Here is a 22,230-nt window from a genome sequence, read left to right on the forward strand (position 1 = left end):
CTTTTGAAAAACATGTAAAAGCACATCGTTTCTAATTAGAACGATGTGCTTTTTGTTTTGCTTAGTTATTTTGTCATCTTTCCATATGCAAAAACCATTCCTCATGCTCTCTTACATGAACAGCTAAATAAGATGCACTTGTTAACAGTATGGGATCTGCATCTTATTTAAGTGGAAATAAAAATCATCTCTTTATAAATCGTGAAAAACCGTCCAACATTATGGCGTAACGGTTTTCTATTTTTGAATTTAGGTTTTTGCCATGCTTTCTTGAGAGGCATACGGTTTACGAGCAGTTTTAATTGAATCCGTTGGACATCCACACTCAGCATCTTCTAACTCGTCTATTAACTCTTGAGGAACTTCTTTTGTTCCCGTATTATTATCCAAAATAACAAAAGATATCCCGTCATCGTCATAATCAAATAACTCGGGAGCGATTGCCCCACATGCACCACACGCAATACATGTATCCTGATCAACGATTGTATACTTTGACATCGTCACGCCTCTCCTTTTCTCTTTGTAACATACTTTCAATAATCTTCTACAATCGTCATCTTTTTCCATTTAAAGTTCAATTTCTTACTTTCTCCTTTAGATCTCAAGCTGCTTACTCATTGACTATTTTGTCAAACTAGCTTAGTTATATAGCTAGTTTGACAAAACTAGAGAACTTGTCTTGTATAGATAAAATCTAAGCTTCATTTAAGTATGGAAAGCTTTACTCTCTTTTTCATATTAGAAACGATTAGTCCAACATGGCTACAGCTCGTACAGATCCAGCAGTACCACCTTTCACCTTAATAGGGAAGGCACAAAACTTAAAACCATGCCGTACAGGGACCTTATCAAGGTTGGCTAGCTTCTCAATATGGTAATATTCTTTTTTTCGTCCCATAAAGTGGGCAGGAAATAACGCATCTTTGTTACCGGCTTTTACGTCCTCTACCATCGCTCCGAATGGACGATCAAAGGTGTAGGTATCGATTCCCATCAGTTTAACACCTTGATCAATTAGCCATTCTGTTGCTTCTCCAGTCATACCCGGTTGATCTTTAAGGTATTTTTCCGTATAGATATATTTGTCATAGCCCGTCATGATTAACACGATATCCCCAGACTTAATCGTATATTCCATATTTTTAAGATCATTCTGTACATCTTCTACCGTGATTGCACTTCTTGGCTCTTTATGACGCATATCAAGAATGACACCATCACCGATAAAATCCTCTAACGGCAGCTCATCAATCGTGCGAGCAGGCTTTCCTTCAGTAGTCGGTCCAAAGTGAAACGGTGCATCACAGTGTGTGCCAATGTGAAAAAGAAAATCCCCACTGACATGTTCCCCTGACATCGCCATGCCGTCTTGGAAATCCTCTGTTGCGACACCCAACTTTTGTCCAAGCAACTCAGCTTGTTCGGCACTGCTCGAAAATTCAACTTTTAACGGCCACGGTTCTGCCATCGGATTCGCTTCCCAATACGAACTTAAATCATATAATTTCATCTTGCCCACGCCTCCTAATTTACTTGGTAGTTTCAGAAAAAAATAGGAGCACACCACCTTTAGTAGAACTGCTAATTTTTTTCATAAATGGATTGGTATACTCCCGAAACAACCTGAATAGATAACTGAATATTCAGTCTATATAAAACCTAAGAATCTTCATCTCTTCCATTACTACTCTACTTATACCCCTTGAGTTGCCTCTGTCTTTGTAATACCTAGAATCTCTCTCGCTTCTTCAGGTGAAGCAATGTCATAACCCAAATCTGTAGCAATCCCGACGATTCGCTCTACTAACTGAGCGTTGCTTGTAGCTAGCTCGCCTTTTCTAAAATAAATATTGTCTTCAAAACCGACTCGAACATTTCCACCTAGGAGAAGAGAAGCAATCGTTGCTGGATGTTGCTGTTGTGCAACCCCCATCGCACCAAATAAAGCATTAGAAGGCAGCTTACGTACCATATGTGTCAGATTTTCCATACTGAATTGAATCGAACCCTGATTTACCTTCTGCATTCCAAATACAAAGTTAAAAGAAGGAGGATCATTAATCAGACCTGCCGGCATCAAAATATTGAGCACATCCTCAAGTTGAGCATGGTTGAAAATCTCTAATTCTGGCTTAATATTCAGTTCCTTCATACGCGTTGCTGCATTCGTTAACCAATCACGCGTCCATAAAGTTGGCTTTTCTAGTTTCCCGAATTTAGCAAGCATCAAACCACAATCAAGAGAGGCCATTTCAGGTTCAGCATCCAATACGTTCAACCCATCATCAATATGGCTTTCCGGTGTCATTGCAGGAGCTGTACTAAATTGTTGAATGATATTGCTTTTTGCACTTACCTCGGCTTTAATCTCTTTAAATACATTTCCATCATTGGTCGGAATTCCATTTTTATCTCTAGCGTGAATATGTGCGATTGCTGCTCCTGCATTTAAACAACGATAAACATCTTCTGCAATTTCTTTCGGTTGCTCCGGAAGAGCAGGGTTTGCATCTTTCCCGTGAAAGTTACTTGTCGGTGCTACTGTAATAATAATTTTTCTTTTTGCCATGTGAAAACAACCTCCTAGGGTTTTTATAATAGTTTGATATTTTAATTGATAACGAGATTATGAATGTACTGCTATGTCCTGTTACATCTATCCCCCCTCTCAAAAGATTGCAATTTATTTATTGACTCACTCCATTAAATTAGGCAAGAAGAGTGAGATTTGTGGAAAGGCAATAAGCAAAGCTAGAATAACAAATCCAGTAACAATAAAAGGTAAACTCCCTTGTATAATATCTTTGAGTTCGCTGCCTGGTATTGCTCCTTTTACGACAAACAAACTTAATCCAAGAGGAGGCGTGACCAGAGCGATCTCTGTCAAGAAGACAATAATGATTCCAAACCAGATAGGGTCATAGCCTAAACTGATAATGGTAGGAAAAATGATCGGCAGCGTCAAAAACATCGCTGAAATCATATCAATAAACATACCTAGTATTAAATACATGAAAACTATCCCAATAATAATTAAAATCGGCGCCACCGGAAGCGCTGTCAAAAAGTCAGACAGCATTGTCGGGATCCTGGTAATACCTAAAAAATATCCAAAGATCATCGAGCTGATAACAATCAAAAATACCATACTCGTTGTCTTGAGTGTTTCAATCAAAGATTCCTTCATGATCTTTTTATCCATACGCTTTAAACAAAGCGCCATCACTAAGGCTGCAAAAGCTCCGATTGCACCAGCTTCATTTGGAGTAAACAGTCCGGAGTAGATACCTCCGATAATGATCAACGCTAATACCAAAAGTCCCCATGTATACTTCAGCGAAGCAAATCGATCTTTCAAGTTTACTTTGGGTATCGACGGTGCTAAAGCTGGATTGTGCTTGACACGCATAAAGACCATTGAACTGTATAATGTAACGATTAGTATACCTGGAAGAATCCCGGCTACAAACATTTTAGCCACCGATGTTTCGGTAATAATGGCATAAATAATCATAATCATACTTGGTGGGATCATCGATGCCAACGGGCCTGCAGCAACGACTATTCCATAAGCGAGCTTTCTATCAACACCGTTATTTATCATCTCTGGTGTTGTAATTCTTGCTAATGTAGCAGTTGATGCTATCCCTGAACCACTCACGGCTCCAAAAGCAGCTCCCCCGACGATTGTTGCATGTCCTAATCCACCAGGGATATGCCCTAACCACGTTTTTCCTGTTTTGAACATATCCGTTGCGAACCCGGTATAAAAAGCGAAGAACCCCATGAGCAAAAAGAGTGGTACGACACTGAATGTATAATTCGCCATTACCGAGTAAGGGATCATCCCCACAATTTTTAGAGCCGGACCCGAACCAGCAATTAGCCAATAGCCACTAAATCCGACAAAAGCTAATGCATAGGCGACTGGAACTCTCAACAGCAATAAAAGTAGTAGGACAGCAATTCCAATCCATCCGATGGCTTCAGGGCTCAGTGCCATATTGTTTCACCTTCTTCCTTCGGCGTTTCAACTACATCTATTTTTTTATCAGGGAATAGATAGAAAACGATATCCCAAAAAATTCTTAAGGTGAGTAAGCCCAACCCGATTGTGACAACTATTTTTGCCGGCCAAATAGGTATATGAACAATCCCTGCTGCGTACTCCATCATAAGCATCGATTCCCAAGCTACTAATCCCGTTTGCCATGTCATGATAGCGCAGATCGCTATACCTATCAAATAGCCAAAGAAATTTAAGCCTTGCTGTACTTTTTCCGAAAAACCACTCGTTGCTACTTCAATAAAAATATGACCTTTTATCCTTTGAACATAGGCGACACTTAAAAAAATGATGGCTACTGTTAGAGTTTCTACTAGTTCATATGATCCGGGAATTGGACTCGTTAGCTTCCTTAAAATCACATCAACCGTAACGAGCAGCATTAGAAAGATTGTTATCCCTGCGCCAAGAAACAAGAGAGCTTTTTCTACTTTTTGTTGAGTTCTTTCAAGATAACGGATCCATGTAATCATTTGACCTTCCTCAATTCTCTACAAAAGGATTTTCCTGCTCGTATTTATCAGCCAATTCAATATAGCGTTCTAATATGGCGCCAGCTGCTGAACCACCTTTCTCTTTCCAGCTCTCCCAGACTACTGTTTCAGCAACCTCTCTCAATTGATCGATATCCTCAGGGCTAGCTTCTGTAACTTCTCCTTTTGCAGTTGCAATTTTATCAAGTGCTAGTTGATCTCCTTCAGTTTGATAGATTTTGTGAAAATCATCAGGATGTGCTTCTGCAACTTCATGGATGATTTCTTGTAAATCTTCTGGAAGATCGTTAAATTTGTCTAAGTTCATTCCTATGAGTAACGACACTCCCCCAATTGGCAATCTATAGACGTGATTTGCTACTTCTTCAATGTTATAAGATGTTGCAGCTGTAAGATTGAATAACGTACCGTCCACCGTTCCTCGCTGTAGCGCTTCGAAAGACTCTGTAGACGGGATCGCAACCGGTACTGCTCCAAGCTCCTGTGCAATAACACCGTGATCACCTTGAGCTATTAACCGTTTCCCTTTTAAATCACTAATCGTTTCGACTGGATCTGTTGTAAAGATGTAAGTGGAAGGGACCGAAAGTTGTCCTGCAAACGTTACATTCTGGTTGTTTAGCTCCTCATTTAGTTCAGGGAACTCCTGATACAAATCATAATGAGCGCGAGCTCCGGCCCATGAATTTTCATATACGGCCGGATTATGGCCAACCGCATTTAACGGGATCCTACTTTCAAATAGAGGGGGAATAATAATCGCTATGTCTGCTATACCAGCAGATACACCCTCTAAAGCATCAGCTGCTTTAACAAGTGACTCTGAATAGTACCTTTCAAATGTAATCCTTCCTTCGCTCTTTTCTTCAATTGTGTCCAGGTATACATCGAACCCTTCTGATAAAGATGAAACCTGAGGTGTTTGAATGCTCGTTTTAAAAACAAATTCTTCCTGCTCTTCATTGCTTTTGGTTTCACCATTTCCTGTATCTGTTTCCGTGGTCGAGCAAGCAACTAGCAGTGTCAAGCTCAGAACACTAACAACCCTACCGATTTTAAGCGTTTTGATAATTCCCATTACATATCCCCCTTTTTATTTAAAATACTTACTTATTTTACCGGCGAATCATTTTGCTACTGCTGGTTCAAGATGTTTTTCCAATTCAGCTCTTACAAAATCCGGTATTGGGATTTTTTTACCGTTTGAACTGCTGATAAAAACAATCGTCATTCCACCTTTAGTTACGATTTGACCATCTTTTCTAAATTCGAATGTATACGTAAATGAGGAATTCCCGATTTTCGCAATAGAGGCTTGCCCCTCAAGCTCATCATCATATTCAATACTGCCCAAGTAGGTACATTCCACATGGATACGAGGCATTTCAAACCCTTGTTCAAAAAGGTCCTTATTTGAATAACCGATATGTCTAAAAAACTCATGATCTAGCAGTTCAAAGTAACGGAAAATAGAGCTGTAATGAATACGTTTCGTTGCATCAGTATCAACAAATTGAATACGGATTGGTTTTGTAAACATGTTTGTTCCTCCTTAGACGCGTTTAGCGCTTCTATTATTGGTTGTACCTATTTTATTGCAAGTAGCATGCCAAAATGGAAATTGTTGTGGCATTACTTACCCTTAGGCCTATTGCTGCTCACTTTTTTTAAAATTGTCACTAAACTGAACATGTAATCGGTAACTCTTGGTTGTTCAAATACTGAACATTTGTCCATTCGATTAACGTTCAATAATTTAACCTTTACTGGAGTAAATGAGCTGCATTTGAGCCAGCGTCAGCAAGTTTAACACCTATACTTCTACCCTCCTTCGATTTGCAGAAAGCGCTTTCCTTTAATTACATTTTATGGACAATATATAATAAAGTAAAGTTAACATTAATTACATATATGTTAGTTTTAATTACATTAAAATCGTATTTAATCTCGTAGTCCACCTCTCAAAAATAAAAGAAAAAACGTACCTCAACCGGATCGGCTAAGGTACGCATATTCATTACACAATTCTATTTACGAACAGCTACTAGAAGCCTGGATAGTTCATCGTTCCCTAAGGAAACGATCGCTTCAAGATGCAATGGATCAAGAAGTACATGCTCTCCACTTGACGGTATTTCAATGAGTAGCCGCTCGCCATTTCCGACAGCTACCTTGCCAAAACGCACCATTGCAAATTCGTTTGACAATTTTTCTAGCTGTTTATTGTTTGCGTTTGAATAACGGTTATTTTGCATCTTATATCCTCCTATCCATTTTCATTGTCTGCTAGAAAAAGAACCCTAAACTTCGAGTCGGGATAACCGTATGATCTAGGTATACTACCCTTTGTGCTAATTTCAATCCATCCCCCTCGCGCCGAACCACATCATGGCGCTGACCACAAAGAATGTCACCATCAGCCCGTTCCTTCCCTCGGTAGAGCATGAATGAACTCCGTACTCTATACTCATTCTCGTTCTCTCCAGGCATAACAAGTACTCCTGAAATTACACGTCGTAAGCGCGATGGAGACTCTTCTGCCCATGCTTTCTCCGTATCTAATCGCTCGATACGCTTTAAAACAATAAACTTATTGTCTGACTGATGATACGATCCTGGTGGGAATAATGGTTGACTTGAGTGCCTCTCGCGTGCAACACGAACTGGAACCTGATAGAGAAAATCTTCTGTCAATAGATTTGCCCAATCCCAAAGCAAATAATAATCATCTAGTAGCATCGCCTCATAATCGAGAAAATCTTTTATTTCGTCAACAGTTTTTCGATCAACCTGACCAGGAAGAAAACCTGCAGCTGCCGGTGAATAGTCAATATTTAAACTTTTCATTATGATTGAACCTCCTCTTCACTCATCATTTTTAACCAATGCTTCTGGAAATTACGCAAGTTAGAATCGTTAGCTGTTGAACGGTGTCCAATCAATGAAAGCGAAGGATCAAAGGATTCCTCTTTGTTGCTACCTATCCCGTTCAACCCCATTTGATAGTTCAAACTCATTTTGCCCTTCTTGGCAAAAAGCGTCTTTCCTGCTTTTGCAGACCCTTCCCAGTTGTTACCGTCATCCATATCAAGAAAGCCTGCAGCTCCCATCATAAGTAAAGCTCCTTGGTAGGCAATCATACAGTTTTCCTCAGGCTCAATGGCATAATTAAACATAATATTACAAACTTCCGTCTCCCCAGCACCACGTGGTTGCATAATCCGTAATTGATAAAATGTTGCTACTTTCCCTGTAGCCGGGTCCGGTGAATACCATCTGAAAATGTATGCATTCGGAAAATGCCCGAGGATGAATGGATGATAGTCATTCAGGAATTTTAAATGTCTCTCATCTAGCTCTTTTTTATCAAATAAATCCAATACCTCTTCTGTATACCCATTAAATTTTGTACCTTCCGGCTTGAAACCGGGAACGCTGTCCAGTTCCTTACACATGATGCCGGCTCCGTTATTTTCTGTATGCCACGTTGTATAATTGTTTGATAGTTTATGAACCGGAGGAAGCATTTCGATATCTACCATCGATGCATGCCCATAAAAAATATGATAAGCATCACCGATGGCATTTTCTACACCGGCTTTCCAGTTCTTCTTCATAATGTAATTACTCGGTTCACCAAGTGTACGTAATCCCCTGGAGTCAAGGCCTAAAAAGACATCATAAAAGAAGGAAGCATCACCTAGAAACTCCTCTAGCGACGGAGCATCCGGATCAATATTTGCAAAAATCAATCCCCAACGAACTTCTACACGCGCTTGTAAGAGTCCCCATTCATCACCATCAAGATGTTGATAACACGCCTTCTTATGAGGTGCAGCAATCCATTTTCCATTGTTTTTAAAGGTCCAGCCATGGTAACCGCAGACGAAATGTGATGTATTCCCTTTCATATCACGGCATACTGTTGTACCCCTGTGTGGACAGTTATTCAGCATTACTCTAACGTCACCGGACTCATCACGTGCCACAATCACTTCATCTTCCCCTAATTGGCGCAGCATATAGTCACCATTATTAGGTATTTCACACTCTAACCCCAGAATTAACCAAGAACGTCCATAAACTCTCTCAATCTCTGCTTCGTATACGTCATTATCACCGTAAATCTCAACAGGAACTTCCCCACTAGTAAGACCCTCTTTTGACCTGCTTAAGATTTCATCGAGTTTCGCCCTCTTCTTATCAATTGTTTCCATTTTCTTCTCCTCCTTCAGGATCGATTCAACAATTTATATTTAAGTAGACCTTACGTATTAATGGAGCATCAATCCACCTGTCACATTAATTCCTTGCCCAGTCATATTAGCTGCCAAATCAGAGCAAAGGAACGCCACAACTCCAGCAATATCTTCGGGGGTTTGCAATCTATTTAGTGGAATTTCTTTACAAAATCTCTCAATCACTTCATCTTTTGAAACTCCTTCGAGCTTCGCCATTTGCTCTGCCTCTCTATGCATTAACTCCGTCATAATGACACCGGGACAGACTGCATTAACATTGATATTATGTTGTGCGACTTCTTTTGCGACACCTTGTGTTATACCCATTACTGCAAACTTACTCGAAGAATAAGGAACATTATTGGCATATGCTTCTTTTCCGACCATTGACGAAAAATTAACGATTTTTCCAGACTTCTGTTTCATCATATAAGGCAATGCAGCGCGAATACTTAAAAATACTCCTTTCACATTAATATCAAAAACCCGGTTCCAATCTTCTACTGTCGTTTCGATTAATGGATTATTTTTACTGACTCCTGCACTATTAACTAACAGATCTAACCGTCCAAAACGTTCAACTGTAAAATCTACCATTCTAGAGGTATCCTCTTCCTTTGTTACATCCGTCTGAATCGCTTCGGCATCAAACCCCTTGCTTTTAATTTCATCACGGACCATTCTTGCATTCTCCAAATTAATATCAGCAACCATTACAAGCGCACCCAACTCAGCCAAGGTTAGAGCCGTGCATTTTCCGAGGCCGTTTCCTGCACCTGTGACAAGCGCTACCTTTTTAGTTAAATCAATCTTGATCATGTATCTCTTCCTTTCACAAAGTGACAGCGTTTAGAATCATTTATTGAATATTCGGGTAATTTTGTTGTTATTTTACCGTCAAATAAGACCAAATTATAGTTAACGTTATTTACACATATGTTAATTCAACTTACAATAAAGAAGGCATCCTGCCATTGTCTGGAGGTAATGACTTTGAATCTAGAACAAATCCAATATGTGATTGAAGTTGCTGAACAAGGAACCATCTCAAGAGCTGCCGAAAACCTTCATGTATCCCATTCTGCGATAAGCCAAGCAATCGCAAGCTTAGAATCAGAACTAGGTGTCATCATTTTTGTAAGGTCACGTTCAGGCAGCAAATGTACGAAAGACGGTAAAGCAGTCCTTAAATTAGCCTACGAGATTATGAACAGAATAATGGAACTAAAGGAATTAGGCCAAAGATCAACATTGCTTATCGGCGAGTTAAAAATAACAGCTGCAACTATTTTCTTTTCTACCTTTCTTCCTGAAGCTCTTTACTCTTTTAAAAATGATTACCCTCAAGTACAAGTTGAAATTCAAGAAAGCGAAACCCATGAAATTATGAAATCTGTCAAAAATAATCAATTCGATATTGGCTTGATTCTAGGTAACGATGTAACCCTCAAGGGGATCGCTTCAACTGTTACTTCTCAAACACTGATCCAATCCAAAATAATGGTTTGTGTGAGCAAGCATTCTCCACTGGCTTACAACCAAGTAGTAACTCCTGAAGAGTTGCTACAGCAGCCTTTAGTAATTCGAAACGAAGAACTCTCACAAACATTTTGGAACGAATTATTTTCAACTCACGGTAAAGGGAACGTTGTTTTTTATTCAAACAACCATGATGTCATCAAAAGGCTCATAGCCAATAACATTGCTGCCGGTATTTATACAGAATTTTGGATTAAAAATGATCCGTTGGTGCTAAATGGCGACATCATTCCCATACCGTACTTTGATCATAATTTTGTCGAATCATACTTAATCAGTTTGTTACCAAAGCATAAACATCAATCGATTATTATGAAAGAGTTTCTAAAGTATTTAAATCGCACCCTCGAAAAGCATACTTTACAAAAAGACAGTTAATTATCGTTATTTACGTGCCTTCTTGTACAAATCTTAATACCGGCTCAAAATTGAATTTGGCTTGTTTGAGTCGGTTGTATAAGGTTGTTCTTGATATACCTAATATTTTAGCTGCAAGAGTAATGTTCCCATCACATTCTCGGACCGTTTGAATAATGGCTTGATTCTCTATTTCCTTCAGCGATAACATTGCTACTGAGTTCTCTTTAAGGTCAGAACCGATTTGACTCTGGTTGTTAATAAAACGTTCAGATTCAAACAATCGCTCCGGCAAATGCTCAGGTTCGATTACCCCACTGCTCAAAACAACTGCTCTCTCCATGACGTTTTCCAACTCTCGGACATTGCCAGGCCATGAGTAATGTTCTAATATTCTAAGTGCTTCAGGTGTGATATCCGGTCTCGTGACCCCTTCCCTTTCTACCGCTTTCTCCATAAACGCTTCAATTAAAAGCCTTACATCCTTGCTTCTGTTTCTAAGTGCCGGCACAGATAGTTGAATGACATTAAGACGGTAAAACAGGTCTAACCGAAAATTTTTATTGTTTACTTCTTCTTCTAAGTCTCGATTAGTAGCTGAGATAATCCGAATATCCACCGGGATCGGTTCATTGCCTCCAACACGTACAACGGTACGGTTTTGAATGACACGAAGCAATCGGGCTTGCATTTCCAACGGCATCTCTCCAATTTCATCTAAGAAGACCGTTCCCCCATTGGCTAATTCAAATTTCCCCATCCGTCCTCCTTTACGTGCTCCTGTGAAAGCACCTTCAACATATCCAAACAGCTCACTCTCCACAAGTTCACGTGGAATCGATGAACAATCAATCGCTACAAAAGGCCCGTTCTTGCGTGCACTGTGATTATGAATAGCTTGAGCAATCATTTCTTTACCCGTGCCACTCTCGCCTTCAATCAACACATTGGAGTCGCTTTGGGCACTGAGTTTAGCCAATTGAACCAAACTGTCCATTTCTTTGCTTTTGTACAAAATTTGATCGAATTGGAAGGTGGCATTTGCCCCAACCATCTCATTTAACATTTTCCTTACACTCTTGATCTCTTTAAACAGAATAACAACTCCGAGCATTTCATCATAATCACTAATAATCGGCACAGAGGTAACCACCAGGTGAAAACGCCCTTTCGCCGTTTTCACATGAACTTCCTTATCAGTCCAACCTTTTCTTGTAGAAATGGGTTCCATTAGGTCGGCTGAGCACTCAAGGTGATCTAATAATCTCGTTCCTGTGATCTGTTTTGAGCGAAACCCTAATATAGTTATACAAGCAGAGTTTACGTACTTAATAATCCCATCATTATTGATTGTGATATAGCCGTCTGGGAAATTCTCGCAAATTTTATGTTGTATTTCACTTGATAAAAAGTCCGATTCGACGCTGCGGTGAATTTGCAGTTGTGAGCTTATACTTTCTGCAAGTATCAAAAGTAGTTGCAGTAAATTACGGTGTTCAGGTTGCCGATCAAGGCAAACTAAGTAATATTCAATAGCCCCCCCAATATTTACAGGAGTGCAATACATCCATTCCGGTCTGTCACCTATTGAAAAACAACCGGCTTCATCGTATTCTTCAACTTTCCTTTTCTGAAACATTTCAGAAACCATGTTCCTTATATTGTTGCTTCCTTCGCCTTCTTTAAGCTCAAATTCCCCAACCATTTTGCCCGTGGAATCTACTACGAACAATGTTTGAATCAATTCATTGTACCGAAAATTCTGACTATTAATTAAATTATTGAGTGCATTCATGATTTGATTATCCTTCTTCATATGAAGAACCTGCCTCCTTTAATTGATTAATAATCGGACATAACAATTGGTAGCGCTTTCATAAGACTCTCATAGAGGAATAAGCTAAAAAGAAGAAGAGAAGCTATATTCTGCTATGACCAAAAATAGTGTCCATATCGTTTGTACAATTATATCATATTGGTTACGACCTCTATCAAGGAGTTGTTTCATTCTATTAATTGAATAGCAGAAGAACCCACAGTTTCATTTCAATCTCCAACACCTCTTAATAGGTAATCTAACAAGCATTTTTTTCCAAAAGGCGACATCTGTTGAAAGTTCAGCAAGTCCCATTTGCTTGGAGATTCTATCTAACGAGAATCAAAAGCTTACTTCCACTTTTTTTAGCAAAGGGAGCTTGCAAGACTTCTTACAAATGGTTTTTAAACCAATCAAATAAAGGAAAAGCTTTCGTATGGTTGTCCGCCTGACAATGAACATCCCCTGTTTGCCCTGACGGAACGACTTCCAACCATTTAGGGCAAGTCAATGCATTATAAACTCTATATGCATGGTCGACGTTCGCTTGTCGGTCATCTTCGCCGTGGAGAATATACGTCGGACACTGAATCCGTTCGGCTACTCCCTCGCGCAAATTATAATTTTTCAGCTTATCTCTTGCTTCTTGTATCGTTTCAACGCCCATAACATGCTTTAAGATGTTAGCTAGTGGGTGATCATCTGGTCGATTTGCCCACATTTCGTTATAGTCAAATACACCACTAAAAATTCCACATACTTTGTAACGAGGCTCATAGGCAGCAATCCGTGCAGCCATATAACCACCCATCGACCAAGCCATAATACCAATACGGTCCGGGTCTATACCTGGCTGGTCGATAGCCCATTCCAACGCAGCCGTTCCTGCCTTTTCATAGTCATATCTAGAAGCAATGTTATTCAAACGCAATGCCCCTCCCTGTCCGGGGCCATCTACTGCAATGAGACCGATTCCTCTCTCTTGCAAATACGGCGCTAGAGCAAAATACATTTCTTCAGCTGTTGAATCGAGGCCTCCGAACATAACGACTGCTGGTGCATTTTCTCCTTCTGGGCTTTCATAGAAATAACCAGGTAAATAAGAGTCCTCATAAGGGATTTGAATCTCCTTTGGAGGGTTAGGCAGCATAGAAGCACCAACCTTAAAAGCCTTCACTCCTTTTTCATAGGTTTCGAGTTTGCGTGGATCTTCTGGCTGCAGATAAAACTCAGCCAAGCGAATATAATCAGCCGCTCGTAAAAAATGGACTCTCGCAGATTCTTTATTTTCATTTTGTAACGCTTCATTCGCTTGAGACAATACTTGATCCCCTAGTCTGTTCCATTCTGTAAACCAACTATTATAATTACCGAGTTCAACCCGTTCTGCTGTTTGAAGGCATTCGCTATATTGACTCCCACCATAAACGCTCGTATGCCCTAAAATCCTTGCAACTTGATATGACCACATATAATTTTCCGGCCAATAATACCACATACTATTCCTCCGTTCCAATTTTTCATATTTTTATTCGTATTTTTTATCATCCATTGGAATCATAATGTTAAATTCATCCCAAGCGGCGTTAGGGTTTTCCTCGATCTTCCACTTATGTGGTCCCCAGTCCGGAGCAAAAATCAGATGAGATAATGCATAAAGTTCAATTAAGTTTCCACCCGGTTCACGCACATAAAGATAGAATCCTTCCGCTAGTGCATGGCGCGTCGGTCCCCCTTCAAGCTTATAGCCGTAATCAACAAGCATATCAGCTGCAAGTAATACTTCTTCCCTACTGTCAACTGCATATGCTAAGTGATGGATTCCCCCACGTGGTGTGCCAGGTCCAGGATTTAAGAAAGCGACATCGTGAGACAAATTACTGACCGCCAGCCAAGCTCCAATTTCGCTTTGCTTTTCAGATGTATAAATTCCTTCATGGTATTTAAAACCGATATCCTCGTAAAACTCGCGACAAGCCGTTGCATCAGGTGTTGCGCAAGTGATGTGGTCAATCCGTCTAGCACCGATTCCACGTCGTACGATCTTTTGCGCACGATTTTTCCATTTGCTTTTCATTCCCTCCGGTGCCTCATACCAAGATACATCCCAAAAAACTTCTGAAGGATGACCACCCGGCGTCTCAAACTGATAAGCTGCGCCATGTCCTTTATCGCCCTCAATCCAACCTTTCCCTAACCCTTTTTCTTCAATGACTTTAGCAGCTTGCTCGAGCCCTTCTGGACCGGTAGCACGCCAGCCAATATGCCCTAGCCCAGCCTCTTTTCCTTCTGTAATCTTTAAAGAATGGTGGAAATAATCGTTCCAAGCACGCATATAAACAGAGTTACCAGATCGCTCCGTAATTTCCATCCCCATAATATCGTGCATGAATTTTACTGTTTCTTCCGGCTTTGGTGATATAAGCTCGACATGAGCCAACTGAGAAATCAAATAATCATTTTTCATTTTACTTTCCCCCTTATTTGTAAATCCTTACATCGGATTACTGTAAGAATTCGTTTTACACTTTATATATTGCAAATTGCATGCCAAAAATTTAAATATACTAGTTTAAATAAATTTAAAGCTTGTTGTTCTGCCTTTTTTGAGTTTTTTTATGCTAATTTAACATTAGTTGGATAATCTTTTTTCTGTTCAAAAATTGAACAATTGTTAAATTTAAAAACGTCCAATTATTTGATTATCGTGAAAGAGGCAACGCAAAAAAACCATTTATGGCCTTAAAAAGACCACAAACGGGTTTTAAACTACGAGCATATTTTGCATTGTATTCCTTTTCTTTTAGACAGGATCTTCCCATATCACTACTTCAAACGCCCCCGTTCTTTATTGCTCCATTTTTCCATATGCAAAAACCATTCTCTCTTTGCCGTTGATATCGAGTTTGATTTCTGTTGTGGCATGAGGAAATGTTTCTTCTAGCATTTTTTTTACGATTGTTGCTTGGCCGATTCCGACTTCAAAACCAATAAGACCAGTCTCTTTAATCACGCTGGGAAGCTGCTCCATAAAACGTCTGTACAAATCAAGACCGTCCTCCCCACCGAATAAAGCGAGATGTGGCTCATGTTCCCTAACATGAACAGCTAGGTCGGGCGCGTCCGTTAATGGAATATACGGAGGATTCGAGACGATCGCTTCAACTTTAGTCCCTTCTTCAATGAGAGGTGTGAGCAAATCGCCTTGCTTAAACGAAACATCGACTTTGAGGGCTGCTGCATTTTGCTTAGCAACCTCAAGTGCCTTTTCTGAAATGTCAACAGCTTGCACGCACAACGTATCATCCTCAAGTGCAAGCGTAATGGAAATCGCCCCGCTACCCGTTCCAACATCGACACACGTAATCGATTCGTTATGAAAAAGCTTCTGCTTGAGCTCGATCATGGCAAGTACAAGCTCTTCTGTTTCCGGTCTTGGAATGAGTACATGCTCATTTACCGTAAAGCGTCTTCCGAAAAATTCCTCATAGCCGATAATATGCTGCATGGGTTCCCCTTGGGCGTGGCGATTGAGGTCCTTTTTGAAGCGCTCTGCTAGTTCAGGAGTGATTTTTTCATCTAATATCATTAACAGCTTTGCACGGCTTGCATCAAAATAATGACGCAGGAGCCATTCAGCAACAGGTGGTTCGAGCCTACGCTCTTCTAAAAAAGAAGAAGCCCAACGAAGGGCCTCTCGAATTGTCATGTCTTTCATATCGTTACTCTGCATTTTGCATCACTTCAGCTTGCTCTTCCACGATCAATGAATCGATAATTTCATCAAGCTTCCCTTGAAGGATTTGCTCCAATTTTTGCAGTGTTAAGCCGATACGGTGGTCGGTTACACGGCTTTGTGGGAAGTTGTATGTGCGAATACGCTCAGAGCGATCCCCTGTTCCAACAGCTAGCTTACGATTCTGGTCGTATTCTGCTTGCGCTTCACTTTGGAACTTATCATAAACACGAGCACGAAGAACCTTCATCGCTTTTTCTTTGTTCTTGATTTGTGATTTTTCATCCTGACACGAAACAACAACACCTGTTGGCAAGTGCGTTAGACGAACAGCAGACATCGTCGTATTAACACTTTGTCCACCCGGTCCACTTGATGCGAACGTATCAACGCGAATATCTTTATCATGAATATCAATTTCCACTTCTTCTGCTTCAGGAAGAACCGCTACTGTTGCCGTTGATGTATGAATACGGCCACCTGATTCCGTTGCCGGTACACGTTGAACGCGATGTGCGCCGTTTTCATATTTAAGCTTGGAGTAAGCCCCAGCTCCGTTAATCATAAAGATAATTTCCTTATAACCACCAAGCTCTGTTGACGTTGCCTCAATGACTTCTGTTTTCCAACCTTGCGCTTCAGCAAAACGGCTGTACATTTTGTAAAGGTCACCAGCGAACAGCTGCGCTTCGTCTCCACCAGCTGCCCCACGGATCTCCAAGATAACGTTCTTATCATCATTCGGATCCTTTGGCAATAAAAGAATTTTCAAGCGTGCTTCAAGCTCTTCTTTACGATCAGCAAGCTCACTGATTTCTTCTTTTACCATTTCATACATTTCATCATCTAACTTTTCTTCTAACATCGCTTTAGCATCTTTATGCTGCTCATTTACTTCTTTATATTCACGATACGTTTGAACCGTTTCCTCAAGGTCCGATTGTTCCTTTGAATATTCACGCAATTTTTTTGAATCATTTATGACATCAGGATCACTAAGTAATTCGTTGAGTCGATCATAACGATCCTCAACCGATTGTAAACGATCTAACACGGCTTTTTCACCTCATTAAGATTTCCAGTGTATAACAGTATAATTATAGTATACAGACCGAGCCGGGTCAATGCGAGAGAGAATAACGAAAAAGGCCGGGGTTGCCTTTTTCGTTATTCTCGACGCAATGTGCGCAGCCGCCGTTACGATTTTAAGCCTTTTGAGCGCCCTTCTCTAAAGGCGCACGGCGTGTGGAGCCATTGCCATATGTTCGCTCTGTTTGTGGTAGGTCGGGGTTCACCTTTTTGGTTTGACTCGACGCAATGAGCGTAATCGCTGTCACGATCTTAAGCCTTTTGAGTGCTCTCCTCAAAGGACGCATGGCGTGTGGAGCCATTGCCATAAATGTTCGCTCTGTTTGTGATAGGCCAAGGGTTCACCTTTTTGGTTTGACTTGACGCAATGAGCGTAATCGCTGTCACGATTTTAAGCCTTTTGAGCGCTCTTCTCTAAAGGCGCACGGCTGTTTATGAATGAACACTTTTCGACCCTATCAAAGACTCGGCGCGCGAAGCCATAACCATATCTTCACGCAATTTGGGAGTAAATTTCCCCAACAATTAACCCATTCCAATAACACTCCCTCTAGCCTTCCCAATTTTTGCTTAATTAGAAGTAAATCAGGGAAAAGTAAAAGTAGAAAAGGAGTGTGTTAGTGATGAAGTATGTCATTATTGGAGGAGATGCTGCCGGTATGAGCGCAGCGATGCAAATAGTGCGCCATGATGAGTCAGCCGAGGTGACGACGCTTGAAATGGGCGAGGTTTATTCGTATGCCCAATGTGGTCTTCCCTATGTCGTCGGTGGCAAGATCAATTCATTTGATTCGCTTATTGCGCGCTCAATTGAGACATTTCGTGATAAATACGGGATTGATGCTCGTATCAATCATGAGGTTAAGGCTGTCGATGTTGAAAAGAAAGTCGTCTCTGGTGACGGTTTTGAAGTGAGCTATGATAAATTGCTCGTGGCAACCGGTGCAAGTCCTATTATGCCTCCGTGGGATGGAGCTGATTTAAAAGGGATTCATACAGTAAAAACAATTCCTGATACCGAGGCGTTAGTCGCTGATTTAGACGGAGTTTCACGAGTCGTTGTGATCGGTGGGGGCTATATTGGCCTTGAGATGGCTGAAAACTTTGTAGAAATCGGCAAAGAGGTATCAATCATTGAACGGGGTTCTCGTTTAGCAGGCATTTTTGATGAAGCGATTAGTGAAAAAGTTGCTGAGGAAGCCGAAAAGCACGGTGTGACGTTGCATCTAAATGAGTCCGTTGAAGGGTTTGACGGTGGAGCTAGCGGGCGAGTTGAACGAGTGGTCACCGATAAAGGCAGCATTTATGCTGATTTGGTCGTAGTTGCAATTGGTGTAAAACCGAATACAGGTTTTCTTGACGGGACAGGAATTCACTTGCATACCAACGGAGCGATAAAAGTGAATGCGTTTATGGAAACAAATATAGCTGATGTGTACGCCGCTGGAGATTGCGCCACCCAATACCACCGGGTAAAAGAGCGCGATGACTACATTCCACTTGGAACCCATGCCAATAAGCAAGGACGGACTGCAGGCCGGGCAATGATCGGTTCCCCTCTCCCATTTCAGGGAATAGTCGGAACATCGATTATAAAGTTTTTTGATTTGACATTAGCGAGAACTGGAATGTCTGAGGATGAGATAAAGGCACAGGGTTATCCATATGAGACGATCACGGCTTCAATGCCACACATCGCAGGGTATTACCCAGAACCGAAAAAATTAGATATTCGGTTAAGCTATCATACTGAGTCTGAGAGATTGCTTGGTGGTCAGGTAATCGGTGAAGCTGGAGTAGATAAGCGCATTGATGTGCTTGCGACTGCCCTCTTTCATCGTATGCGCATTTCTGAATTAGAGGATCTCGACCTCGCCTATGCCCCACCCTATAACGGCGTGTGGGATCCCGTGCAGCAGACCGCAAGACGACTGTAGGTGTGTGGGGTCAGGCACCTCTTTAGCGCGTTGCTGTGGTGCCGTGGGGTCTGACCCCCTCAGCTAATAAAGCTGTATTATCGCTAATAAGTTGTTAATCTTACTAATAAACGTTTTTCACCGTTATATTAAGTTTTTCGCCGTTATATCAAAACTTTCACCGTTATTTTGAGCTTTTCGCCGTTATTTCACGATTTTCGCTAAGAAATCGTCATCGCCTTAAGCAAAAGCATCTCTCCAAAAAAAACTTAACTTTTTTCCTTTTTATGCAGGAAGCCGTCAATTTTTGTCGTATTATATTTATACAATAAAAAAGAGGTGGGAGAATGATCATAAAAAAACGGGAAATGCCTATTTTTATTAAGCAGTTGCAAGCCCTGCTGCGGCGTATACCGAATTCACATCCAAAGTGGCAACAAATTGCCGATACTCTTTCTCGACATACCGCTGGTTATAAAGGCGAGAACTCACTTGATTATCACTTAAGCTTCCTACCTGAAAAACGCTACTATATCCTCCATGACCTCAGACTCCTTCATAAGGATTTCTACTTTCAAATTGATACTCTAATCCTTTCGCCGTATTTTATTTTAATGATTGAAGTTAAAAACATAGCAGGCTCTTTATTTTTTGATCCAATATTAAACCAGTTCACACGTAAACTTAATAATAAAGAAGATCTTTTTCCAAATCCTATTCTTCAAACAAACAGACACCAAATACAGTTAACAGAATGGCTGCAAGCGAATAGGCTGCCCCAAATCCCCATACTTTCGATCGTTGCCAATAGTCACTCAAAAGCCATTATCCGTACCATACCTGAATATACTCACATTCTTGCCAAGAAAGTCATTCACTCTGAATATCTCCCTGAAAAAGTAAAACAGTTAGAATTGGATTACACAGAAGAAGCATACTCTGATAGTACCTTAAGAAAATTAATTCGCAAATTACTAAAAAAGCATGAACCGGTGGAAGCCTCTATTCTCGATTATTTTCAACTTTCCCAAGAAGAGATTCTAACCGGCGTACACTGTCCAACTTGTGCTTATTTACCGATGGATCGAATACATGGTTATTGGTCATGTCCTTCTTGTTGGACCAAATCGAAAACAGCTCATGAAAATGCACTGAACGATTATTCTCTTTTAATTCAGACGACCATTACATCTCCTTTAGGAATGCACTTCTTGCACACCCCCTCACCATACGTTTGCAACCGGCTTCTTCGGGATGCAGCCTTTAGCTACACAGGTGCCAAAAAAGGACGTCTTTATTATTTAATCTCTGAGTGACCAATAAAAAAAGAAACGCCCAACCTTAGGCGTTCCTCTCAGTCACATGCACTTCATAACGCGGGATTTCCTCGCGAAGAGCACGATTTATTTTATTCATCTCTTTTTTCTTGTCCTCTTCATTTAGATCTGTTGGAGGAGTGACATTGACGAATGCATGGTGTCCGGTAATGATAACCATGCCAGCATCCCAGCCGTGTTCGTCTTCAATAATATGGTGAATCAATTCTTGGTCGTTCCCAAGATGTCTTCGCTCTCGATGCAACGTTTTAAAGCTTGTCCCGGTGTTAATCTCACCTGGATGAATATATGTTGGTGGTTGTCTATATAGACTTCCATAATTGGCTGGCCCTGGTCCTAATAAACCATAGCCATAATCACTCGCTTCTTGTCGCTCATTTGCTTGAGCGGTGAGGTTATTTCCTTGTGCCTGTGGATCATTACAACCTGTTAGAAGGAAAAGACCGGCTGCCATACAGCTTAACCATTTTTTGTTCATGTCTCAAATACACCTCCATGCGCCTAAACGGGGCTGCACTTATAGTATGTCCTTTACATGAGCAATGCTCCCTGTTAGTTTTGACCAGATTTGACGGGAACACCCGGAAGCAATGGTGGTTTATTCGGTACTTCATGACAATGGCGACAGCGTGGCTCATACGATTCAGAGGCCCCTACAAGAATGACTGGATCATGGTATGAAGCTGGTTTGCCATCGATTAAACGCTGCGTTCGGCTTGCCGGTGATCCACAACTTGGACAAACTGCTTGTAATTTTGTGACTTCTTCGGCTAACGCCATTAAACGTTCGATTGGCCCAAATGGTTCACCTCGGAAATCCTGATCGAGTCCCGCACAAATTACGCGTTTGCCATGATTGGCAAGCTCATCAGCCACTGAGATAATGCCTTCATCAAAAAATTGAACTTCATCAATTGCGACGACTAGTGTATCTTCTTTGACTAAATCCAAAATACCAATTGACTTTTTTACAGGAGCAGCTAGCACCTTTGTCCCATTATGTGAGACGACTTCTTCTTCACTATAACGATTATCGATCTCAGGCTTAAACACTTGAACGCTTAATTTCCCAAAGCTTACGCGACGAACTCGTCTAATAAGTTCTTCTGATTTACCGGAAAACATACTTCCACAAATGACCTCAATCCAGCCTTCTTGTTTCATGACGTACATTGATTATTCCCCCACCTTACAGCTTGTATATGTCTACTTTTTTCTCTAGGTATCGTACCATTTATATAAACGGATTGTTCCCGTAAATTCATGCAACTATTATGATCTCGAGCAAAAAAAACAGGCAATAGCTATGCGCTTGCCTGTTTGTCTATCCAATTATTACTAAAGGTTATATTTCTTCTTAAACTTATCAACACGGCCACCAGCGTCAGCAAGCTTTTGCTTACCAGTGTAGAACGGGTGAGAATCCGAGCTAATCTCTACCTTTAAAAGTGGGTATGTGTTACCATCTTCCCATTCAATTGTATCACTTGATCCTTTTGTAGAACCAGATAAAAACTTGAAGCCAGTGCTTGTATCCTGGAAAACCACTTTTTGGTATTTAGGGTGAATTCCTTGTTTCATTTTCTTTCATCTCCTTTTGCCCTGAATCTCTTCGAAACAGAGTTATCTAAATCAC

22 protein-coding genes are annotated in these 22,230 nt (G+C 40.8%); 3 read left to right on the forward strand and 19 right to left on the reverse strand.

The genetic code is table 11. The features are described from left to right. Nucleotides 1-249: 249 nt before the first annotated feature. The 11 genes from AC1FXZ_RS15655 to AC1FXZ_RS15705 form a co-directional block, all read right to left on the reverse strand. Nucleotides 250-501 carry a ferredoxin gene (locus AC1FXZ_RS15655; protein ID WP_480055307.1) on the reverse strand — a complete coding sequence of 84 codons (252 nt, stop codon included), beginning with the start codon at nt 499-501 and terminating at the stop codon, nt 250-252. Nucleotides 502-751: 250 nt separating this feature from the next. Then, nucleotides 752-1,513: a cyclase family protein gene (locus tag AC1FXZ_RS15660; protein WP_480055309.1), complete on the reverse strand. Its 762-nt coding sequence runs from the start codon at nt 1,511-1,513 to the stop codon at nt 752-754. A 183-nt stretch (nt 1,514-1,696) separates the two neighbouring features. After that, nucleotides 1,697-2,572 carry a beta-keto acid cleavage family enzyme gene (locus AC1FXZ_RS15665; protein WP_480055311.1) on the reverse strand — a complete coding sequence of 292 codons (876 nt, stop codon included), beginning with the start codon at nt 2,570-2,572 and terminating at the stop codon, nt 1,697-1,699. Nucleotides 2,573-2,698: 126 nt separating this feature from the next. Continuing rightward, nucleotides 2,699-4,006 carry a TRAP transporter large permease gene (locus AC1FXZ_RS15670; RefSeq protein ID WP_480055313.1) on the reverse strand — a complete coding sequence of 436 codons (1,308 nt, stop codon included), beginning with the start codon at nt 4,004-4,006 and terminating at the stop codon, nt 2,699-2,701. Continuing rightward, nucleotides 3,997-4,542 (reverse strand): TRAP transporter small permease, encoded by a 546-nt coding sequence (locus AC1FXZ_RS15675; protein WP_480055315.1) that lies wholly within the window; start codon nt 4,540-4,542, stop codon nt 3,997-3,999. Before AC1FXZ_RS15675 ends, AC1FXZ_RS15670 begins: the two co-directional genes overlap by 10 nt. 10 nt (nt 4,543-4,552) lie before the next feature. Further along, entirely contained in the window at nt 4,553-5,641 is a 1,089-nt protein-coding gene (gene dctP / locus AC1FXZ_RS15680; protein WP_480055317.1) for a TRAP transporter substrate-binding protein DctP, read from the reverse strand. A gap of 48 nt (nt 5,642-5,689) precedes the next feature. After that, the gene (locus tag AC1FXZ_RS15685; protein ID WP_480055319.1) at nt 5,690-6,103 is read right to left on the reverse strand and encodes an acyl-CoA thioesterase; all 414 of its coding nucleotides are present in this window, start codon (nt 6,101-6,103) and stop codon (nt 5,690-5,692) included. A 487-nt stretch (nt 6,104-6,590) separates the two neighbouring features. Further along, nucleotides 6,591-6,818: a hypothetical protein gene (locus tag AC1FXZ_RS15690; protein WP_480055321.1), complete on the reverse strand. Its 228-nt coding sequence runs from the start codon at nt 6,816-6,818 to the stop codon at nt 6,591-6,593. 31 nt (nt 6,819-6,849) lie between these two features. Then, the gene (locus AC1FXZ_RS15695; protein WP_480055323.1) at nt 6,850-7,410 is read right to left on the reverse strand and encodes an aromatic-ring-hydroxylating dioxygenase subunit beta; all 561 of its coding nucleotides are present in this window, start codon (nt 7,408-7,410) and stop codon (nt 6,850-6,852) included. After that, the gene (locus AC1FXZ_RS15700) at nt 7,410-8,780 is read right to left on the reverse strand and encodes an aromatic ring-hydroxylating oxygenase subunit alpha (RefSeq protein ID WP_480055325.1); all 1,371 of its coding nucleotides are present in this window, start codon (nt 8,778-8,780) and stop codon (nt 7,410-7,412) included. The genes AC1FXZ_RS15695 and AC1FXZ_RS15700 overlap by 1 nt, the downstream gene beginning before the upstream one ends. A gap of 57 nt (nt 8,781-8,837) precedes the next feature. Then, entirely contained in the window at nt 8,838-9,623 is a 786-nt protein-coding gene (locus AC1FXZ_RS15705) for an SDR family NAD(P)-dependent oxidoreductase (RefSeq protein ID WP_480055327.1), read from the reverse strand. A 174-nt stretch (nt 9,624-9,797) separates the two neighbouring features. On the opposite strand from AC1FXZ_RS15705, the gene AC1FXZ_RS15710 reads away from it, so the two are divergent. After that, the gene (locus AC1FXZ_RS15710) at nt 9,798-10,721 is read left to right on the forward strand and encodes a LysR family transcriptional regulator (RefSeq protein WP_480055329.1); all 924 of its coding nucleotides are present in this window, start codon (nt 9,798-9,800) and stop codon (nt 10,719-10,721) included. Between the two features lie 10 nt (nt 10,722-10,731). Here AC1FXZ_RS15710 and AC1FXZ_RS15715 read toward each other — a convergent pair whose 3' ends face one another. The 5 genes from AC1FXZ_RS15715 to prfA all read right to left on the reverse strand — a co-directional run bounded on the left by AC1FXZ_RS15715 (nt 10,732) and on the right by prfA (nt 17,306). Continuing rightward, entirely contained in the window at nt 10,732-12,516 is a 1,785-nt protein-coding gene (locus tag AC1FXZ_RS15715) for a sigma-54 interaction domain-containing protein (RefSeq protein WP_480055331.1), read from the reverse strand. Nucleotides 12,517-12,907: 391 nt separating this feature from the next. Continuing rightward, complete coding sequence (locus AC1FXZ_RS15720; protein ID WP_480055333.1) at nt 12,908-14,014, reverse strand: alpha/beta hydrolase family protein; 1,107 nt, start codon at nt 14,012-14,014, stop codon at nt 12,908-12,910. Between the two features lie 30 nt (nt 14,015-14,044). Beyond that, entirely contained in the window at nt 14,045-14,983 is a 939-nt protein-coding gene (locus AC1FXZ_RS15725; RefSeq protein ID WP_480055335.1) for a VOC family protein, read from the reverse strand. 381 nt (nt 14,984-15,364) lie between these two features. Next, a complete protein-coding gene (gene prmC, locus AC1FXZ_RS15730) occupies nt 15,365-16,225 on the reverse strand; it encodes a peptide chain release factor N(5)-glutamine methyltransferase (RefSeq protein WP_480055533.1) in 861 nt (286 codons plus the stop codon). 13 nt (nt 16,226-16,238) lie between these two features. Continuing rightward, nucleotides 16,239-17,306, reverse strand: a complete 1,068-nt coding sequence (gene prfA / locus AC1FXZ_RS15735) for a peptide chain release factor 1 (protein WP_480055337.1) — start codon at nt 17,304-17,306, stop codon at nt 16,239-16,241. A gap of 658 nt (nt 17,307-17,964) precedes the next feature. On the opposite strand from prfA, the gene AC1FXZ_RS15740 reads away from it, so the two are divergent. Both AC1FXZ_RS15740 and AC1FXZ_RS15745 read left to right on the forward strand, forming a co-directional pair. Beyond that, on the forward strand, nt 17,965-19,278 hold the full coding sequence (locus AC1FXZ_RS15740) for an FAD-dependent oxidoreductase (protein ID WP_480055535.1): 1,314 nt from the start codon (nt 17,965-17,967) through the stop codon (nt 19,276-19,278). A 326-nt stretch (nt 19,279-19,604) separates the two neighbouring features. Next, nucleotides 19,605-20,573 carry a nuclease-related domain-containing protein gene (locus AC1FXZ_RS15745; RefSeq protein ID WP_480055339.1) on the forward strand — a complete coding sequence of 323 codons (969 nt, stop codon included), beginning with the start codon at nt 19,605-19,607 and terminating at the stop codon, nt 20,571-20,573. A gap of 25 nt (nt 20,574-20,598) precedes the next feature. On the opposite strand, the gene AC1FXZ_RS15750 is transcribed toward AC1FXZ_RS15745, so the two are convergent. From AC1FXZ_RS15750 to AC1FXZ_RS15760, 3 genes are all read right to left on the reverse strand, one after another. Next, nucleotides 20,599-21,072, reverse strand: a complete 474-nt coding sequence (locus tag AC1FXZ_RS15750) for a hypothetical protein (RefSeq protein WP_480055341.1) — start codon at nt 21,070-21,072, stop codon at nt 20,599-20,601. Between the two features lie 74 nt (nt 21,073-21,146). Continuing rightward, nucleotides 21,147-21,767: a thymidine kinase gene (locus tag AC1FXZ_RS15755; RefSeq protein ID WP_480055343.1), complete on the reverse strand. Its 621-nt coding sequence runs from the start codon at nt 21,765-21,767 to the stop codon at nt 21,147-21,149. 165 nt (nt 21,768-21,932) lie between these two features. Next, nucleotides 21,933-22,175, reverse strand: coding sequence for a type B 50S ribosomal protein L31 (locus AC1FXZ_RS15760; RefSeq protein ID WP_480055345.1), 243 nt, complete (start codon nt 22,173-22,175; stop codon nt 21,933-21,935). Nucleotides 22,176-22,230 lie beyond the last annotated feature (55 nt).

The sequence above is a fragment of the Halalkalibacter sp. HAAS-P014 genome, from assembly GCF_056619965.1.

What these genes read in the sequence shown, in the direction of transcription:
- AC1FXZ_RS15655 (WP_480055307.1), bottom strand. Translation starts at nt 501, where the DNA reads ATGTCAAAGTATACAATCGTTGATCAGGATACATGTATTGCGTGTGGT.
- AC1FXZ_RS15660 (WP_480055309.1), bottom strand. Translation starts at nt 1,513, where the DNA reads ATGAAATTATATGATTTAAGTTCGTATTGGGAAGCGAATCCGATGGCA.
- AC1FXZ_RS15665 (WP_480055311.1), bottom strand. Translation starts at nt 2,572, where the DNA reads ATGGCAAAAAGAAAAATTATTATTACAGTAGCACCGACAAGTAACTTT.
- AC1FXZ_RS15670 (WP_480055313.1), bottom strand. Translation starts at nt 4,006, where the DNA reads ATGGCACTGAGCCCTGAAGCCATCGGATGGATTGGAATTGCTGTCCTA.
- AC1FXZ_RS15675 (WP_480055315.1), bottom strand. Translation starts at nt 4,542, where the DNA reads ATGATTACATGGATCCGTTATCTTGAAAGAACTCAACAAAAAGTAGAA.
- dctP (WP_480055317.1), bottom strand. Translation starts at nt 5,641, where the DNA reads ATGGGAATTATCAAAACGCTTAAAATCGGTAGGGTTGTTAGTGTTCTG.
- AC1FXZ_RS15685 (WP_480055319.1), bottom strand. Translation starts at nt 6,103, where the DNA reads ATGTTTACAAAACCAATCCGTATTCAATTTGTTGATACTGATGCAACG.
- AC1FXZ_RS15690 (WP_480055321.1), bottom strand. Translation starts at nt 6,818, where the DNA reads ATGCAAAATAACCGTTATTCAAACGCAAACAATAAACAGCTAGAAAAA.
- AC1FXZ_RS15695 (WP_480055323.1), bottom strand. Translation starts at nt 7,410, where the DNA reads ATGAAAAGTTTAAATATTGACTATTCACCGGCAGCTGCAGGTTTTCTT.
- AC1FXZ_RS15700 (WP_480055325.1), bottom strand. Translation starts at nt 8,780, where the DNA reads ATGGAAACAATTGATAAGAAGAGGGCGAAACTCGATGAAATCTTAAGC.
- AC1FXZ_RS15705 (WP_480055327.1), bottom strand. Translation starts at nt 9,623, where the DNA reads ATGATCAAGATTGATTTAACTAAAAAGGTAGCGCTTGTCACAGGTGCA.
- AC1FXZ_RS15715 (WP_480055331.1), bottom strand. Translation starts at nt 12,516, where the DNA reads ATGAAGAAGGATAATCAAATCATGAATGCACTCAATAATTTAATTAAT.
- AC1FXZ_RS15720 (WP_480055333.1), bottom strand. Translation starts at nt 14,014, where the DNA reads ATGTGGTATTATTGGCCGGAAAATTATATGTGGTCATATCAAGTTGCA.
- AC1FXZ_RS15725 (WP_480055335.1), bottom strand. Translation starts at nt 14,983, where the DNA reads ATGAAAAATGATTATTTGATTTCTCAGTTGGCTCATGTCGAGCTTATA.
- prmC (WP_480055533.1), bottom strand. Translation starts at nt 16,225, where the DNA reads ATGACAATTCGAGAGGCCCTTCGTTGGGCTTCTTCTTTTTTAGAAGAG.
- AC1FXZ_RS15740 (WP_480055535.1), top strand. Translation starts at nt 17,965, where the DNA reads ATGAAGTATGTCATTATTGGAGGAGATGCTGCCGGTATGAGCGCAGCG.
- AC1FXZ_RS15745 (WP_480055339.1), top strand. Translation starts at nt 19,605, where the DNA reads ATGATCATAAAAAAACGGGAAATGCCTATTTTTATTAAGCAGTTGCAA.
- AC1FXZ_RS15750 (WP_480055341.1), bottom strand. Translation starts at nt 21,072, where the DNA reads ATGAACAAAAAATGGTTAAGCTGTATGGCAGCCGGTCTTTTCCTTCTA.
- AC1FXZ_RS15755 (WP_480055343.1), bottom strand. Translation starts at nt 21,767, where the DNA reads ATGTACGTCATGAAACAAGAAGGCTGGATTGAGGTCATTTGTGGAAGT.
- AC1FXZ_RS15760 (WP_480055345.1), bottom strand. Translation starts at nt 22,175, where the DNA reads ATGAAACAAGGAATTCACCCTAAATACCAAAAAGTGGTTTTCCAGGAT.